Annotated in this window: 10 protein-coding genes; 1 reads left to right on the top strand and 9 read right to left on the bottom strand. The window is 66.4% G+C overall.

The window, feature by feature from the left end:
- Window positions 1–8: 8 nt before the first annotated feature.
- The 8 genes from QT386_RS15250 to QT386_RS15215 all read right to left on the bottom strand — a co-directional run bounded on the left by QT386_RS15250 (window position 9) and on the right by QT386_RS15215 (window position 13071).
- Window positions 9–887, bottom strand: coding sequence for an ABC transporter ATP-binding protein (locus QT386_RS15250; protein WP_289274614.1), 879 nt, complete (start codon window positions 885–887; stop codon window positions 9–11).
- Window positions 888–961: 74 nt separating this feature from the next.
- Entirely contained in the window at window positions 962–3268 is a 2307-nt protein-coding gene (locus QT386_RS15245) for a penicillin acylase family protein (RefSeq protein WP_289274613.1), read from the bottom strand.
- Complete coding sequence (locus QT386_RS15240; protein ID WP_289274612.1) at window positions 3265–5811, bottom strand: TonB-dependent receptor; 2547 nt, start codon at window positions 5809–5811, stop codon at window positions 3265–3267. Before QT386_RS15240 ends, QT386_RS15245 begins: the two co-directional genes overlap by 4 nt.
- 340 nt (window positions 5812–6151) lie before the next feature.
- Window positions 6152–6649 carry a heme-binding protein gene (locus QT386_RS15235; RefSeq protein ID WP_289274611.1) on the bottom strand — a complete coding sequence of 166 codons (498 nt, stop codon included), beginning with the start codon at window positions 6647–6649 and terminating at the stop codon, window positions 6152–6154.
- Complete coding sequence (locus tag QT386_RS15230; protein ID WP_289274610.1) at window positions 6646–8886, bottom strand: PQQ-dependent dehydrogenase, methanol/ethanol family; 2241 nt, start codon at window positions 8884–8886, stop codon at window positions 6646–6648. Before QT386_RS15230 ends, QT386_RS15235 begins: the two co-directional genes overlap by 4 nt.
- A gap of 52 nt (window positions 8887–8938) precedes the next feature.
- Window positions 8939–10774 carry a CocE/NonD family hydrolase gene (locus QT386_RS15225; protein WP_289274609.1) on the bottom strand — a complete coding sequence of 612 codons (1836 nt, stop codon included), beginning with the start codon at window positions 10772–10774 and terminating at the stop codon, window positions 8939–8941.
- A gap of 224 nt (window positions 10775–10998) precedes the next feature.
- Complete coding sequence (locus QT386_RS15220; protein ID WP_289274608.1) at window positions 10999–11856, bottom strand: LysR substrate-binding domain-containing protein; 858 nt, start codon at window positions 11854–11856, stop codon at window positions 10999–11001.
- 99 nt (window positions 11857–11955) lie between these two features.
- A complete protein-coding gene (locus QT386_RS15215) occupies window positions 11956–13071 on the bottom strand; it encodes a hypothetical protein (protein ID WP_289274607.1) in 1116 nt (371 codons plus the stop codon).
- 398 nt (window positions 13072–13469) lie between these two features.
- Between QT386_RS15215 and QT386_RS15210 the strand changes: the two genes are divergently transcribed.
- On the top strand, window positions 13470–13883 hold the full coding sequence (locus tag QT386_RS15210; RefSeq protein WP_289274606.1) for a hypothetical protein: 414 nt from the start codon (window positions 13470–13472) through the stop codon (window positions 13881–13883).
- Between the two features lie 70 nt (window positions 13884–13953).
- On the opposite strand, the gene QT386_RS15205 is transcribed toward QT386_RS15210, so the two are convergent.
- Complete coding sequence (locus QT386_RS15205) at window positions 13954–15324, bottom strand: MFS transporter (RefSeq protein ID WP_289274605.1); 1371 nt, start codon at window positions 15322–15324, stop codon at window positions 13954–13956.
- Between the last annotated feature and the right edge of the window lie 71 nt (window positions 15325–15395).

Genomic DNA, 15395 nt, shown 5'->3' with positions numbered 1-15395 from the left:
TCGGCATCTCAGGCGGCGCGGCGCCCGCTGATCAGGGTCGAGAAGTAGGCGTCCTCGAGACTGCCCTCCGCAGCAGTGAAGCCCTCGCCCGGATTGCTGTCCGCCAGTACGTGGATGTAGGTGCGGCCGCCGTACAACCGGGTCGCGATCACGTTATAGGCATCGCGGTGCGCCTCGAGCTCGTCCTTGCCGATGGTCTTGCGCCAGACACGGCCGCGCACCTGCTCCACGAGCTCCTGCGGGGTGCCCTGCTTGACGATCTTGCCGCCCATCAGCATCGCGGTGTTCTGGCAGAGCTTGGAGATGTCCTCGACGATGTGCGTGGAGAGGATCACGACGACGTTCTCCGCGATCTCCGCCAGCAGGTTCAGGAAGCGGTTGCTCTCCTCGGGGTCCAGGCCGGCCGTCGGCTCGTCCACGATCACCAGGCGCGGGTCTCCCATCAGCGCCTGGGCGATGCCCCAGCGCTGACGCATGCCGCCGGAAAAGCCGGCCACGGCCTTGTCGCGGAAGTTCCAGAGGTTCACCTTGGTCAGGAGCGCCTCCACCACGTCGCGCCGCTCGCCGCGGGCGGCGTAACCTTTCAGTACCGCGATATGGTTCAGCAGTTCGTAGGCCGTCACTCGCGGATAGACGCCAAAGTCCTGCGGCAGGTAGCCAAGGGTCCGGCGCAACGCCTCGGGATCGGCCAGCACGTCGATCTCGCCGAACTGGATGGAGCCGGAGGTCGGGACCTGCAGCGTGGCGATGGAGCGCATCAGGGAAGACTTGCCGGCGCCATTGGGGCCCAACAGGCCGAACATGCCCAATGGGATATCCAGCGTGACGCCATCCAGCGCGCGGAAGCCGTTGGGATAGGTGTGGCAGACGTTCTGAAGTTTGAGCACAGCGGACCTCGTATCGAGTACAGCGGCGTCACCCGCCGCAATTCATTGGTTATCTGGGATGCAGCCTGCGCGGCCTACTGCCGCAGCGTCACCGGCTCGGCGATAGCGTCCGCGGCGATCTCCTCGGCGGAGAACGGGTAGCGGTGCAGCTTCTTCTTCGAGAATTCGCGCGTCTGGTCGGCGTAGTGAGGCGACGCCGGATCGGTGGACTGCGAGTAACTGAGGATGGCCTTGGCCACCGGGCCCTGGTCGTCGAAGGTCACCGCCTGCATGTAGCTGGCGCCGTGCATCAGGACGTAGCCCTTGGGCGTCGGCATGCCCTTGGCGTAGTTGAGGACACCGCCGGTCGAGGAGCCGGAGATAGGAATGCGTTCCTCACCACGCAAGGCGAACTGGACGTCTCCCAGCCTGGCGTCCGGCGCGAAGCCCATCTTCTTCATGCTTTCCGCGGCAGCGGCCAACTCGGCGAGTACCTCGTCGGCAGCCTTGCCCGCCGCGGCAAAACCTCTCGGGGTGTTGAGGGGGTCGTTGGCGTCGTAGGCGACCTTCCAGACGTCGGGGCGGTTCTCGACCTTGGGCCAGAACAGCGAGAACAGCATCGCACCGCGGCTGTCGAGTTCGGCCTTGCCATCCCACTTCGCCAGCGCCGCGCAAGCCTCGGTGGGCGCCTTCTTGCGCTTGCAGAGGTCCAGCAGCGTCGGCAGCGCCAGCCCGGCCGCGAAGAATTTGTTGCCGAGCATCGTCTCGGCGGCCAGGTCGATATCGAAGCGACCGCCCTTCAGCACGCGGCCGATCTCCTCGACGCCGGAGCGCGTACGCAGGCGGCCCAGGCCGGGCTCGCGGCCCATGATGGGGCTCAGCTGCAAAGGCTCGGCCGGGTTGGAGTAGCGATAGCTGTCGTTGCTGTTCTGCACGTAGTCGCGGCGGACCAGCGCGGCCTGCAGCGAGGCCGGCAGGAGGTTGGGCTCCACGTTGCCAGGCGACTCCGCCCAATCGCAGGCCGCCCGGCTGCCATCGAGTAAATAGATATCCTGCAGGTGGCCCGGCAGGCGATCATGGACAGTGCCGCAGCTGGCGAAGAGATCCCCCGGCACGTTCGGCACCGGGGTGATGTCGGCGTAGAGCGCGTCACCGTTGCGATCCGCCGCCAGCGTGTTGAAGGCCGGCACGCCCAGCGTGCGACCTAGCGTCTGGCGAATATCCTGCACGCTGCTGGCGCGGGCCATGTCCAGGTAGGTGTCACCGCTGCGCAGGTTGTTCGCGTTGGCATCGACCACCGCGTAAGCCTTCTGCCGCGTCCATTCGAACTCCGTCCCCGGCACCGAGATCAGCAGGCCATGGCGGCTGGCGTAGATCGTCCGGGCGATGGTCCGGCCATCCTTGTCCTGCACCTGGATGTCGCGGCGGCTCATCGCCTCACGCTTGCCGTCCACGATGTAGGCGGTCGGATCCTGCGGATCCAGCGTGAGCTGGAACAGCGTCATGTGCGCCGCCATGTCCGACGTATGGGTCCAGGCGACGTCCTTGTTGAAGCCGATGCCCACGAAAGGCAGGGTCATGATCGCCGCGCCGGCCACGTCGAACTTGCCGGGAATGGTCAGGTGCACTTCGTAGAAGCGCGCGGGGCCGATCCAGGGGAAGTGCGGATTGGCCAGGACCAGGCCCTTGCCGTTGGCCGTCGCTTCACCGCCGAAGGCCCAGCCATTGCTGCCCAGCGGCATGCCGTCGAACGCTTCCGCCGTGGCGAGCGCGGCACCCGCGTCCTGGCGTGCCGTCGCGCCCGGAGGCGCCGCGGTCGCGATCTGCCTGGCGAACAGGGCCGAAGAAGACAGGATCGAGAAGGTGTTGAAGGAAACCAGCACGTCGTCCTGCGTGATCTCGCGGACCCAGGGCTTGCCGGCGCAGGCCGCCGGCAGGCTGTCACGATGATCGCGTAGATAGCGGTTGTAGCCCGCAACCCAGCCATCCACCAGTGCCCGGTAGTCCGGCGAGGCCTTCTGGAAAGCCGCACGCAGCGCAGCCTTGTCGGTCACCGCCAGCTGGAAGACGTCGTTGTCGATGTTCTTCGCCGGCCGGATGCCGATCAGGGCATCGCCGTCGGCGCCGAAGTACTTCGAGCGCTCGCCGGCGAAACTCATGTAGGTGTCCGCCAGCAGGCAGACATTGTCCTGGGCGCGCGTATAGGCCGCACCGAAACCCAGGCTCTGGAAGTCGTTAGCCTTGATGTGGGGAATGCCGAACTGGGTGCGCGTGATGCTTACCTCGTACTTCGTCGTCTCCTGCTTCGGCGCACTGGCGCAGGCCGTAAGGCCGAGAAGGGCTGCGCCGAGCAACGGCAGCGGGCGCAGGCGGGCTGATTCATTCAGGAAGGGAATTTTCATTTGAACTCCGCACCGATGCGCAAAATAAGGGTACGCGGGCGGGTGTAGCCCACGGGAGTATTCTCGATGAAGTTCGGATCCTCGGTCCTCGTCGCGGAGACGATCTTCCTCTGATCGGTGAGGTTGTTCACGATCAAGCTCAAGCTGGGGGCAAAGGCGAGGTCGCTGCGGGTAACCGAGAAGTTGAAGTTGAGAAGATTGCGCGCATCGAGCTTGCCGGTGTGTTCGATGTTGCCCCAGGCCTTGTCGGCGTAGGAGTACTGCAGACCGGTGTTCGTGGCCCAGGAAGCCCCGAAGACCCGCGAGTAGTTGATTCCCGCCGCCGCCTGGATGCGCGGTGCGTTCGGCATCGTCGTTCCTTCAGGAATGTCGTTGCCCTCGCTATCTTCGAAAACGACGGCCGTCTTGGACTCGAGGTAACTCCCATTGAGATCCAGCGACAGGCCCTCGATTGGAGTGAGGTACTGGATCGCCATTTCGAGTCCGGCGACCTCGACCTCGCCCACATTATCGACGTAGGCTTCGGCCGGAGGAGCGATCTGCGAGACCTGTGCATTGCTCCACTGCTGGTAGAACGCAGTCAGATCGGCGTGCAGGCTGCCGTCAAGCCAGTTGGTACGGATGCCTGCCTCATAGGTCCAGAGCTCGCTGGACTCGTAGGTCTTGGGTGCCGTGGAGGTGGGGCTGGGAATGGCGATGGCGTTCACGCCGCCGTACTGGAAGCCGCGCGACACCGTACCGTAAACCCGCACATCGTCGGTGGCCTGCCAAGCGAGAGAGAACTTCGGGCTGAAGCCCTTCCCTTCGACATCCAGGTCCTCGATGGTTTCCGACCGGCGGTTCGAGATGAAGGGCAGCAGGCCGGCTGTCCTGGAGGTGCCGCTGACCTGGGTCTGGTACAGACGGCCGCCCACCGTCACATCCACGGGGCCCAGGGCCCGCGTGACTTCGCCGAACAAGGCGGTTTCCTCCGCGTCCAGCGGGCTGAGGTGGGAGTTGCCCAACGATAGGCCACGCTCGGTGAAGATGGCGTTGCGGAGGACTTCCGGCAGCAGATTCAGCCCCGGCAGTCGTGTCCGGGGAACGTAGATGTCCGAGTAGATGTCCGCCTCGAAGCTGCTGAAGAATGCACCGGCCTGCCAGGTCCAGGGGCCGTCACCCTCGGAGACCAACCGGAGCTCCTGCATGAAGCCCGTGGCGTCGGCGATGCGCTTGCTTCTTCCCACGGCGATGCCGAGTTCGCCGGCTGGAGCGACCAGCGCGTAGGAGGTGTCGGAGTCGAACTCGTTCTCCTTGTTCTGGAGTGCCGTCAGGGAGACCAGCGTCGCCCAGTCGAAGCGGTAGCGCACGTCCAACGTCGTCAGATCGAAGTAACGGCGCGTGGGCGAAGACTCCGGAGAGTCGTATCGCGTGTAGTCGGCCTCGAAGTTGGTCACGAAGAAGGCCTCGTCGGCACGCCGCTCCTGGGCCATGTACCAGGCATTGATGCTCAGTTCGTCGCTCGGTTCCCAACGCAGCATCGCGCGGCCGGCCCACTTGCGTGCGTCGTCAGCATCCTTTTCCTGCCGGCGCGGGTTGTCGATGTCGATCACGCCCGGACGATGGTCGCTGATGCCAGCCAAGCGGAATGCCAGCGTCTCGCCTACCGGCATGTTGATCGCGCCGCCGAAGGTGGGGGTGGAACCGCCATCCTTGATCGACGTCCACTCGACAAAGGCCTTGCCCTCCCAGGCCCCCAGCGTCGGTCCGTTCGGCACGTAGCGGATGATGCCGGCCAGGGACGAGGCTCCGAACAGGGTGCCCTGCGGCCCCTTCAGCACTTCGACGGTCTTGAGATCGAAGGTGTCTGGATCGATGACCGTGGCATTGCCAATGGGATCGCCCAGCGGAACGTCGCCCAGCACGGTGCCCACGGTCTGGTTCGTGGTGTTGTCGGGGGCGATGCCGCGGATCACGACCTTGCGCGCGCTGGTCACCGCCACGTCCTGCATCTGCAGGCCCGGCACCTGATCGACGAAGTCCTGCAACTCACGGGCACCCTGCGCGGCCAGCTTGTCGCCACTCAACACGTTGATGGTGACGGGGATCTCGCGCACCGACTGCTCGCGCTTGGTGGCCGTGACCACGATCTCCTCGATCTGGGCACGGTGAGGCTGTTCAGCAAGGGGTTGCGGAACCTGCGGCTCGCGCGCCAGCACCGGGATCGTGTCGAGTTCCTCGAAGGAATCCTTCGCGGGATCCTGCGCTACGGCATTGGCTGGCGCCGGCTGCGCCGCTTGCTGCGGGGCGGCAGGCTCATCGCTGGTGGCGGATGCCGCAGGCGCCGCGTCCTGCGCTGGGCTGTCGAAGTCGCTGCCCAGCAGTTCATCGAGCGCCGCGTCGACGTCCGCATCGCCCTCCGCGGCAGCCGGGGCCGCCGTTGCTCCGGCGGCAGGCTCCTGCGCGTTGGCCACCGAAGCGAAGCAGGCCCACAGGGCCAGGCACAGCGCGCTCCGGCGGAACGGAAGTACCCAGGGAGTGCCAGCGAACGTCAGTTTGCTCATATCGAATGCATGTCCAGATGATCAATCCCATCCCGAAGCACCGTTGCCACCTTGCCCCGGGAAGACCCCTTCCGCCCGCTGCGCCGTACCAGGAATCGCGAGCCAGGATCGAAACTACACGATGTCCGGATTCACGCGAATCTAATACTTCTAATTCTGAACATAAGATTTTCTTATGCCCCGGGGCACGAGGATTGCAGCGAGGCGCCAACAGGCTTTTTGCACGTAAAGGGGCTGCCGCAGGCCGGGACAAAACACCGGCGGCGATCCCGCGAAACCGCGGGACCGCCTCCCCCGAAAAGCGTGGAGCGCCGCGCCTGAGCGGCCCGGCGATGAGGCGCTACTTCGACTTGGCCGGAGCCGGCGCAGCGGCGCGGCGGGCGCACTCGGCATCCTGCTCGGCCGTGCCGCCGGAGACGCCCACGGCGCCCACGGCGCGGCCTTGGTCGTCGGCCAGCGGCATGCCGCCCGGCAGCGACGTCATCTGCATGACCAGGAAGGCATCCCGCGTCGGCGCGTCCGCCGCGGCCACCGCCCCCAGCACCTCCGTGGGCGCGTTCAGGCGCAGGGCGGTCCGCGCCTTCAGCAGCGCGGCTTCCGCCGTGGCGGCCGAGGCGCCGTCCTGGCGCTTGAAGGCCACCAGCGTGCCGGAGACGTCGATAACGCCGACGCTGAACGGCGTGAGTTTCTGCGCCGCCACGTAATCCAGGCAACGCGCAATCATGCGTTCGGCATCGCGCAGCGCGCTGTCGCCGCCCTTCTCGGCCGCCTGCGCGGGCATCGCCGCCATGGCCGCGGCGAATAGGACCGCCTTCATCCCTTTGGTCTTGATCGTCACTTCTGGGCTCCTGCCTTGTCGGCTTCCGGGGTGTTGGGCTTGTGCGACTCGGAGCCCACCGGGCCCTGCTCGCTCTCGTAGGCCTGCCAGGCGTCATGAATGATGGAGGTGCGGATGGCCTCCACCTCCGGCGCCGTCAGCTGGCCCTTGAAGGAACCCATGCCGCGCGTGGCACGGATGCCGCCGAGCACGATGTCCTCGAACTCGCCGTAGGTCTTGGCATTGATGCGCCGCAGGTCCGGCACCGTGCCACCGGCGCTGTTGTTCTTGTGGCAGATGCTGCAGTGGCGCATGAACAGTTCCTTGCCCAGGGCCACCGTTTCCGCCGTGCCCTGGCGTTCGGCCGGCGGCTTGGCGAACTTCGCATCCCGCTTGATCTCGGCCGGCAGCGGCACGGCGCCGCCACCCAGGCGCAGCACGATCAGCTTGCCGGCGTTGCCGTAGCGATAGGCCGCCGTGCCCTCGGGATGCGTGCCACCGAGGGCGCCGCCGAAGCCCGCCATCACGGCGACGTACTGCTCGCCGTCCAGCTCATAGGTCATCGGCGCTGCCATGATGCTCACGCCGAGGTTGACCTTCGCGAGCTGTTCACCCGTGGAGGCACGGTAAGCATGGAGGTAGCCGGTGGAACGGCCCTGGAACACCAGGTCGCCGGCCGTCGTCATCACGCCGCCGCCATTCCAGATGGCATTCATCTGCCCGGCCCACTGCTCGGAAGTCTCCACCTGCCAGGCCACTTTGTGGGCGACCGGATCCCAGGCACGCAGGTAGCCACGGATCGTCGTATCAGGCTGCCCCTTGGACAGCTCTTCGAGACTCGGCATTCCCTCCGCGTAAGGGCCCCAGTCAACCGACTTGTCGATCGGGAAGGTGTACAGCGCCCCCAGGTTCACGCCGCCCTTCTGGTACTTGAACGGCTCCTTGGGAATCCAGTAGATGGCAGGAAACTCGATGGCAGGGATGTAGACCAGTTGCGTCTGCGCATTGAAGGCCATCGGATGCCAGTTGTGCCCCCCGGAAGGCCCCGGGAACACCAGCCGCGGCTCCTCCGAGTAGCTGGCCTGACCCGTCTCCACCGGGCGCCCTGTCTTCATGTCCACGTGCGAGGCCCAGGTGACCGGCACATAGGGCTCGGCGGACAGCAGCTCGCCGGTCGCGCGGTCCAGCACATAGAAGAAGCCGTTCTTCGGCGCCTGCATCAGCACCTGGCGCTGGCGGCCGTCGATCTCCAGGTCTGCCAGGATCATCTTCTGCGTAGCGGTGTAGTCCCACTGGTCGCCCGGCGTGGTCTGGTAGTGCCAGGCCAGCCGGCCGGTGTCGGCATGCAGCGCCAGGATCGTGGACACGAACAGGTTGTCGCCGCCCGAGGGGCTGCGCAGCTTGCGCGGATACAGCGCGGAGTTGCCCACGCCGACGTAGAGCAGGCCCAACTCCGCGTCGTAGGCCATGCCATCCCAGGCCGTGCCGCCCAAGCCCACCTCCCAGAACGAGTTCGGGTCCCAGGTCTTGGCAGCCATCTCCAGTTCCGGGTTCTCGAACGGGCCCGTAGTGTTCTTGGGCACCGTGAAGAAGCGCCAGCGCTGCTCGCCGCTCTGCGTGTCGTAGGCGGTCACGTAGCCGCGCGCATCCAGCTCGGCGCCGGAATTGCCGATCACCACCAGGTCCCCCGCGATGTAGGTGGAACCGGTGATCGTGTAGCCGCGCTCGTGGTCGATGATCGTGTCCACTTCCCAGGCCATCTTGCCGGTCCTGGCATCCAGCGCGATCAAGCGGCCGTCGATCGAGGCGACGAATACCCGGCCCTTGTGGAAGGACAGGCCGCGGTTGGTGATGCCGCAGCAGACCTTGCTGGTGATCGCGCTGTCCACCTTCGGGTCGAACGACCACAGCGCCTTGCCGCTGCGGGCATCCAGGGCATGCACGAAGCCCCAGGGCGCGCTCACGTACATCACGCCGTCCACCACCACCGGGGTCGAGGACTGGCCGTGTGTGGTGTTGAGATCATAGCTCCAGGCAAAGCCCAGCTGGCCGACGTTGTCCGCGTTGATCTTCTTCAGCGGCGACGAATAGGTTTGGCCCGCGTCATGCCCACCGATCAACCAGTCGCCATTGGCGGCAGCCGCCGCGATCTGCGAGCGCCTCTCGCCCTTGAGCAGCGCCGGGCCGCCCAGCGCGAAGAATGCCGCGGCGGCAACGATGACCGCCAGCGCCCCGACAATGAAAGTTTTGTTTCGCATCTCGATACAACCCTCAAAACTGAAGAGACCCCTTGTTGACGCCAAGACCCGATCAGGCCGCGCCCTTCTTCACCACCGGCAGCAGCACCGCCGACGCCCGCTCCGCCGAACGCAGCAGCGTGACATCCGCCTTGCGGTAGTCCCCAGGCTTCGCATCGAAGATGTTCGGCACGAAGCTCTGCGGATTGCGGTCGTACAGCGGGAACCAGCTCGACTGGATCTGCACCATGATGCGATGCCCCGGCTTGAACACGTGGTTCACGTTGGGCAGCTCGAATCGGTACTGCTGCGGCTCGTTGGCCGGAATGGCGCTGGGCTGTTCGAAGCTCTCGCGGTAGCGGCCGCGGAAGATGTTCATGGCGATCGGCAACTGGTAGCCGCTGCTGTCGGGATCGACCGCATCCTTTGACGGATACACGTCGATCAGCTTCACCACGAAATCGCCGTCGGTGCCCGTGGTCATGGCCTGCAGATCGGCAACCGGAATGCCGCGCACGTGCAGCGCCTCGGTCAGCACCGGCGTCTCGTAAGTCAGCACGTCCGGCCGGCCGTCGACGAAGCGCTGGTCCTGCGCCAGGCTGGTGCTCCAGGCCTCGTAGGGCTTGCCGAGCACGCCGGTGCCCAGCTCGGCGAAGGGGTCCACCACCGGCCGCGGCAGGTAGGGGACCGGCTTGGCCGGATCGCTGCAATAGGTGTCGCCACCATCCTTCTGCGAGGGCCGGCTGAAGGACAACGCGGAGCCGGCCTGCAGGTACAGCGGCTGCAGGCCCGCGGTGTACGGCTCGTCGCAGACCGTGGGCCAGTCCGCCAGGCGCTCCCAGCGCTTCTCGCCGGTGTTGTAGGCCATGACGCGCGCCAGGTTCGCCGGCGGGCCGCCGCGCAGGTGCTCGTCCAGGAACGGGAACATGATCTCCTGGTGGTACTGGTGCGCGGTGTCGATCTGCCACTGGATGGGCCCGATCGATGGCGCCGTGCGCCATACCTGGTTGTGGTGCCAGGGGCCTAGCACCAGCCAGTTGTTGGCCTCGTGCCCGGCCTGCTTCAGCGCACGCCAGGCATGGTTCGCGCCCCAATTGTCCTCCTGGTCCCAGAAGCCCTGTGTCCACAGCGTCGGCACCGTCGACGGGCGCTCGACCAGGCGCTTGTCGACCGCGTAGGCCTGCCAGTACGCGTCGTAGGCCGGGTGCTCCATCATGCGCGCCACGAAGGGCAGGCGATCCAGGCCGTACTCGCGGATGTAGTCGCCGGCCGAGCCGGCGCGCAGGAATTCCTCGTACTTGTCGTGCGTCTGGCTGGGCGTGAGCACGCCCGCGCCGCGCTGGCCGCTCTGCATGTGCACGAAGCCCAGCATCATCTGCCGGAAGGCGCCGTAGTGGAACCAGTCGTCGCCCATCCAAGCGTCGATCAGCGGGCCCGAGGGCACTGCCGCCTTCAGCGCGGGATGCGGGTCCAGCAGCGCCATGGCGCTGGTGAAGCCGACATAGGAGTTGCCGAAGATGCCAACCCGGCCATTGGACTCCGGCAGGTTCTTCACCAGCCAATCGATGGTGTCCCAGGCATCGGTCGAGTGATCGGTGTCGGTGGTGTTGCAGGGCCCGCGCGTAGCCTGCGTGACGTAGTAATCGCCCTCCGAGCCGTACTTGCCGCGCACGTCCTGGATCACGCGGATGTAGCCGGCAAGCAGGTACTTGTCGCCCGCCATCCGCGCCCTGAACAGCGAGGCGTTGTAGGGCGTGCGCATGATCAGCGTGCCCGCGTCCTTCGCGTTCTGCGGCAAGTAGATATAGGTCTTCAGCTTCACGCCGTCGCGCATCGGGATCATCTCGACGCGCTCGCTGAAGCCCGGATCGAGCACCCTGGCCTTGAAATCTTCTGGAATGTCGCTCACGACCCGTCCTTGCTGGGGAACCGGCGCCGGCCCCCAGGGGCGGCACAGCACCCGCTGCACGACTGCCGTCAGCCGGAAAACCAGGGGCGCTGCGGCCATTCTGCCCACAGCCCTACCTCACAAGAAGCCAATACTTCTTATGCTGGTTATAAGATTCTCTTATGGTTCAGGGGGCTGCGATCCGCATGCCCGCCCCTTGGCGCGCCGCGTGTGTTCACGGGGGGCTAGATCGTGGGCAGCATCGCCCGCAGGTGTGATTCGAAGCTGCGCAGCAGTTGCGACGAATTGTGCCGACCGGTCTTGACGGTAATGCCGATCGACGGCAGCTTGGGCAGCCGGCTCGACGGCGGCAGCGCATACAGGTCGGGCGGGACCGCGCACTGCGTCAGCACCGAGATCGCCTGGCCGGAGCGCACTACCGCCATCAGGCCGGCCATGCTGCCGCTGGCATAGGCGATGCGGTACTGGCGCCCCGCACGCTCCAGCCGCGAAGTGGCGGCCTGATAGTCCAGGGTATCGGGATCCGACAGCGCCAGCTGCACGGGATCGCGGTTATGCGCATCACTGCCCTTGACCCCCACCCAGACGAACTGTTCGCGGCGCAGGAAGCGGTCACGCTGTGAACTGTCGGGCTCCGAGACAATGGCGATGTCCAGGACCTGGCTCTTGATCTTCTCCAGCAGCCGCGTGGTCGGCTCGCAGACCACCTCGATCAGCACCTGCGGGTGCAGCTTGGAGTACTCCCGCAGCAGTTGCGGCAGGAAGGCCAGCGCATAGTCCTCCGGGCAGCCCACCCGCAACTCGCCTGCCAGGCTCACGCCCAGCAGCTCGCCCACCGCCTCGTCGTGCGTGCGCAGGATGTTCTGCGCATGCAGGTACAGCCGCTCGCCCTGCGCCGTCAGCGTGATGCCGCGCCCGCTGCGGATCATCAGCGTTTGCTGCACTTCCATCTCCAGGCGCTTGACCTGCTGGCTCAGCGCCGCCTGGGTCCGGCCGACCTTGTCGGCGGCCCGGCTCATCGTGCGCGACTCCGCGATGGCGACGAAATTCCTCAGCAGATCGATGTTAAGGCGAGTGCTCACGCCATAAATCTAGCTTATACCGAAAGCTCCGTCACGCGACTCCGCGCAGGAAGGGCAAGCCGGATGCTCAGGCACGCAAGCCCGCAGCTGGGCGCAATCTCAGCGGCCCGCCTGCGCCAGCAGCTTTTCCAGCTCCTTGACATAGCCGTCGTAGTACGCCGCGAGATCGGGGTTGTAGCTGCTGTAGCCATCGAGGATGTCGGTCTTCTGCTCGGCGTAGATGTCGCGTAGCGCCTTGGCGCAGACCAGGTTGGCGGGCTCGGCTTCGATGCACTTCTTGTACTGGAAGAAGGTCACGTAGCGCTCGTCGCTGCCACTGCGCTTGAGCCAGTAGTAGTAGCGCGACATCTCCATGACCTCGAGATACTTCTTGCCGCGGTAGCGCTCGGGACCGCCCAGGCGCAGCAGCTCCGCCGAGCGCTGGTAGGCCGGCGAGTAGCCGTTGATCATGGCAACGTCGTAGGCCCAGGTGATGTTGCTCTTGGGAGACGTGCCGAGCTTCTTGTCGGTGCCCTTCACCCAGGCGTCTCCTTCCTCGTAGACCCGACCCATCCAGTAGGCCGTGCCGCCGCACTTCTGCACAGTGCCGGCATCGGCGATGGCCGCGCCTTTCTCCCGATCGATCTGGGCCGGGGTCGCCAGCTCACCGGTCAGGTAGGCCTGGCTCAGCAGCGTCGCCACCTCGCAGTTCTTCCAGCGCTCCACCGGATCCGTGACGTTCCAGGTCGCGGCATCGGCGTAGTCGCGGTCGCCGTAGGTCTCCAACAGGCGGCCCGCCGCAATGGCGGCGCTGATCTGCTGGCGAATGGCGCGTTGCTGCTCCGCCGGGATGGTTGCGCCCGGATAGCGCAGGCCGTCGACGAAGGCCGCGTCGCTGGTGATCTCCACCAGCGCGCCGTAGCGGACATTGCCGCGGCGCTTGGCCTGGTCGGCGGAGAAGGCCTGCAGGGCGCGGCGATTCGCCGCGCGCTCCTCGTCGCTATAGCTGCTGTCCTGCGTGCGCCGGCTCATGATGTCGGCCATCTGGCCGCCGATGATGCCGACCGAGTTGTAGCTCTGGCCGCCGGCCACGCCGGAGGGCTTGCAGGCCACGTAGTCGTAGTGACGCGCATCGCCGGCACCGCCCTGCTTGTTGTCGTTGAGGCAGGACTCGGCAAAGGCCTGGGAGCTGAGCAGCACGAGGGCGAGGGAGGACAGCCGGGCAAGACGCTTCATGGTTTCTCGACGGCACGAGGCCTGGGGAAGAGTGATGGCCGATGCTAGGAAGCGGGCTCCGGCATGCCTATCCCCACATCGGGGGGGTTGACGTTCATGCCCTCGCCGGGAGGGTGGGCGGTCACGCCTCAGCTTGCACGATGCCGGACGGCTTTCCGCCAGCCCGGCGCTTTGCCCAACGGGAATCTGACGCCCGGCTGAATGGGCGGCATCGTCGCCGGGGAACAGGCCCGCCGCCCAGCACCTTAACTTGCGGATTCACCTGCTTGATTGACTGTATTTTTCGGCCGATCGCCCGCGTGTCATGGCTGCCCGTCCATCGGCCCGCCACAACAATGCCGGGGAGCTGGAACGGTCCTTGCCCCTTGCTCATGCGTGTTCCCTCATGGAGATCGGCAATGGATCAGCACGAGAAGACCGCAATGGGCCTGGAGCTCTACCGCATCGCCGCGGGTCAGCCCCACAAGGGCCTGCCCGTGCTGGAGCGGGTGCTGGGAATCTGCCACAAGCTCCGCGAAGACGATCCCCGATCCCGCCTGCACCGGGAACTGAACTCGTTGCAGTCGCTGATGGCCGACTGGACGCGCGAAGAGGGCTGGTGGTCGCCCGGCACCGATCATGAAGCGCTGCGCGAAAATCTCAACGAATGCATCGATCACATCCTGGAGATCGCCACCTCGCCTTCCACGCTGCGCAAGCCGCGGCTGGCGCATGGCACCGTGTCGACGGGGCCGCTGGCCCTGCCGCTCTCACGGGGCGGAATGAACACCCGGCGGCGATCCAGCCCCCAGGTCCGGCGGTCCGGCGCATGAATCCGTCGCAGTACTCCGGCCTGCACCCACCTGATCAGGGCGGGCTTCGCGTTACGCGATAAAGTCGCTTTTACCCCTGCGCAGCAGTTCCCGCCCGGCAGCGCTGTGCGTCGGCTGGATAATGCCGCGCCGCCATCAGGATCGAGACCGCGGTCAACGCGATGGCCGTCGGCATGATCCACAGCAGCGACCCACGCAGGCCCAGCGCCCGGAAGGCGCTGCTCATCTCCGAGGCGCCGGCCGCGTGCATCGCCGCAGCCGCCAGGGCATCCGACAACGCGCCGGTGGCGATGCTGCCCAGGCCGCCGCCAAGGATGTACATGAAGAAGAAATAGACCGCCATGCCGGTGGCACGCAGCTGCGGCGGCACGATGTCCTGGATCGCCGGATAGACCGTGACGTAGTACAGGAACACCAGCAGCCAGCCCACCGACAGCAGTACCGTCAGCGCGGTCGTGGCACCGGCGGCCTGCATCAGGCCCAGCGCCAGCAGCGGTGTCGCCACCGCCAGGGCCGCCGCGCCCAACAGCAGGCGGCCACGCGGCCAGCGCCGATGCGCGCGATCCGCCAGCGTGCCGCCGATGGCCAGGCCGAGGATGCCGGTGACGCCCAGCACGATCGCGGCAATGCCGCCCGCGGTCGCGATGCCCACGCCGTGGTAGCGCACCAGCATCGCCGGCAGGAAGGTATTGATGGCATAGGCCGCGAAATTCATCGTCGCTCCTGACACGATCAGCCAGCGCAGCGTCGGGATCGACAGCAGCCTCCAGATCGGCCGGTCGATTTTGACCGTCTGCATGTCCTGGTCCTGTGCTCCGCGCAGCGGCTCGCGTGCGCGCCACAGCAGTACCGCCACGATCAGCCCCGGCACCGCGGCGAAGAAGAACGGTGCGCGCCATCCATACTGCTGTGCCAGCCAGCCACCGAAGGCGAAGGCCGCGAGCGTTCCCAGCGGCAGCCCCAGCATGAACAGCCCCATCGGCCGCGAGCGTCGATCGGAAGGGTACATGTCGCCGATCAGCGAATTCGCCGCGGGGGCACAGCAGGCTTCGCCGACGCCGACACCGAGCCGCATCATCGTCAGCGTCACGAAGTTCTTGGTGGCACCGGTCGCGGCGGTCAGCAGGCTCCAGCAGGTGACGCCGATGGCCAGCACCGAGAGCCGGCGGTAGCGATCGGCCAGGCGCCCCAGCGGGATGCCGGCGAACGCATAGACCAGCACGAAGGCCGTGCCGAGGGCGCCGAGCATGGTGTCGGTCAGGCCGAACTCGGCGCGGATCGACTCCAGCACCACCGCCGGCAGCGCACGATCGAAGAAATTGAGGAAATTGACGAGGAACAGCAGCGTCAGCAGGTATCCGTAGCGCGGGGCCTGGGTCGGCGTGTTGGAGTTCATGCGTGCCTGCTCGTCGATCGGTGCCAGGAACGGCGACGCAACCATAGCCTATATGTCGCCAGGGCCGAAGCCCGCGGCGCGCGTACCGTTCGTTCAAGCCGGCGCTGCGGGCCGGC

Origin of the sequence: Solimonas sp. SE-A11 (genome assembly GCF_030345715.1) — a bacterium.
Classification (GTDB): domain Bacteria; phylum Pseudomonadota; class Gammaproteobacteria; order Nevskiales; family Nevskiaceae; genus Solimonas_A.
Note: the sequence above shows the minus strand (reverse complement) of the source record. Positions and strands in the feature narration are given on the sequence as shown.

Coding starts and splice junctions, on each gene's coding strand:
- QT386_RS15245 (WP_289274613.1), bottom strand. CDS start 3,268: ATGAAAATTCCCTTCCTGAATGAATCAGCCCGCCTGCGCCCGCTGCCG.
- QT386_RS15240 (WP_289274612.1), bottom strand. CDS start 5,811: ATGAGCAAACTGACGTTCGCTGGCACTCCCTGGGTACTTCCGTTCCGC.
- QT386_RS15230 (WP_289274610.1), bottom strand. CDS start 8,886: ATGCGAAACAAAACTTTCATTGTCGGGGCGCTGGCGGTCATCGTTGCC.
- QT386_RS15215 (WP_289274607.1), bottom strand. CDS start 13,071: ATGAAGCGTCTTGCCCGGCTGTCCTCCCTCGCCCTCGTGCTGCTCAGC.
- QT386_RS15210 (WP_289274606.1), top strand. CDS start 13,470: ATGGATCAGCACGAGAAGACCGCAATGGGCCTGGAGCTCTACCGCATC.
- QT386_RS15205 (WP_289274605.1), bottom strand. CDS start 15,324: ATGGTTGCGTCGCCGTTCCTGGCACCGATCGACGAGCAGGCACGCATG.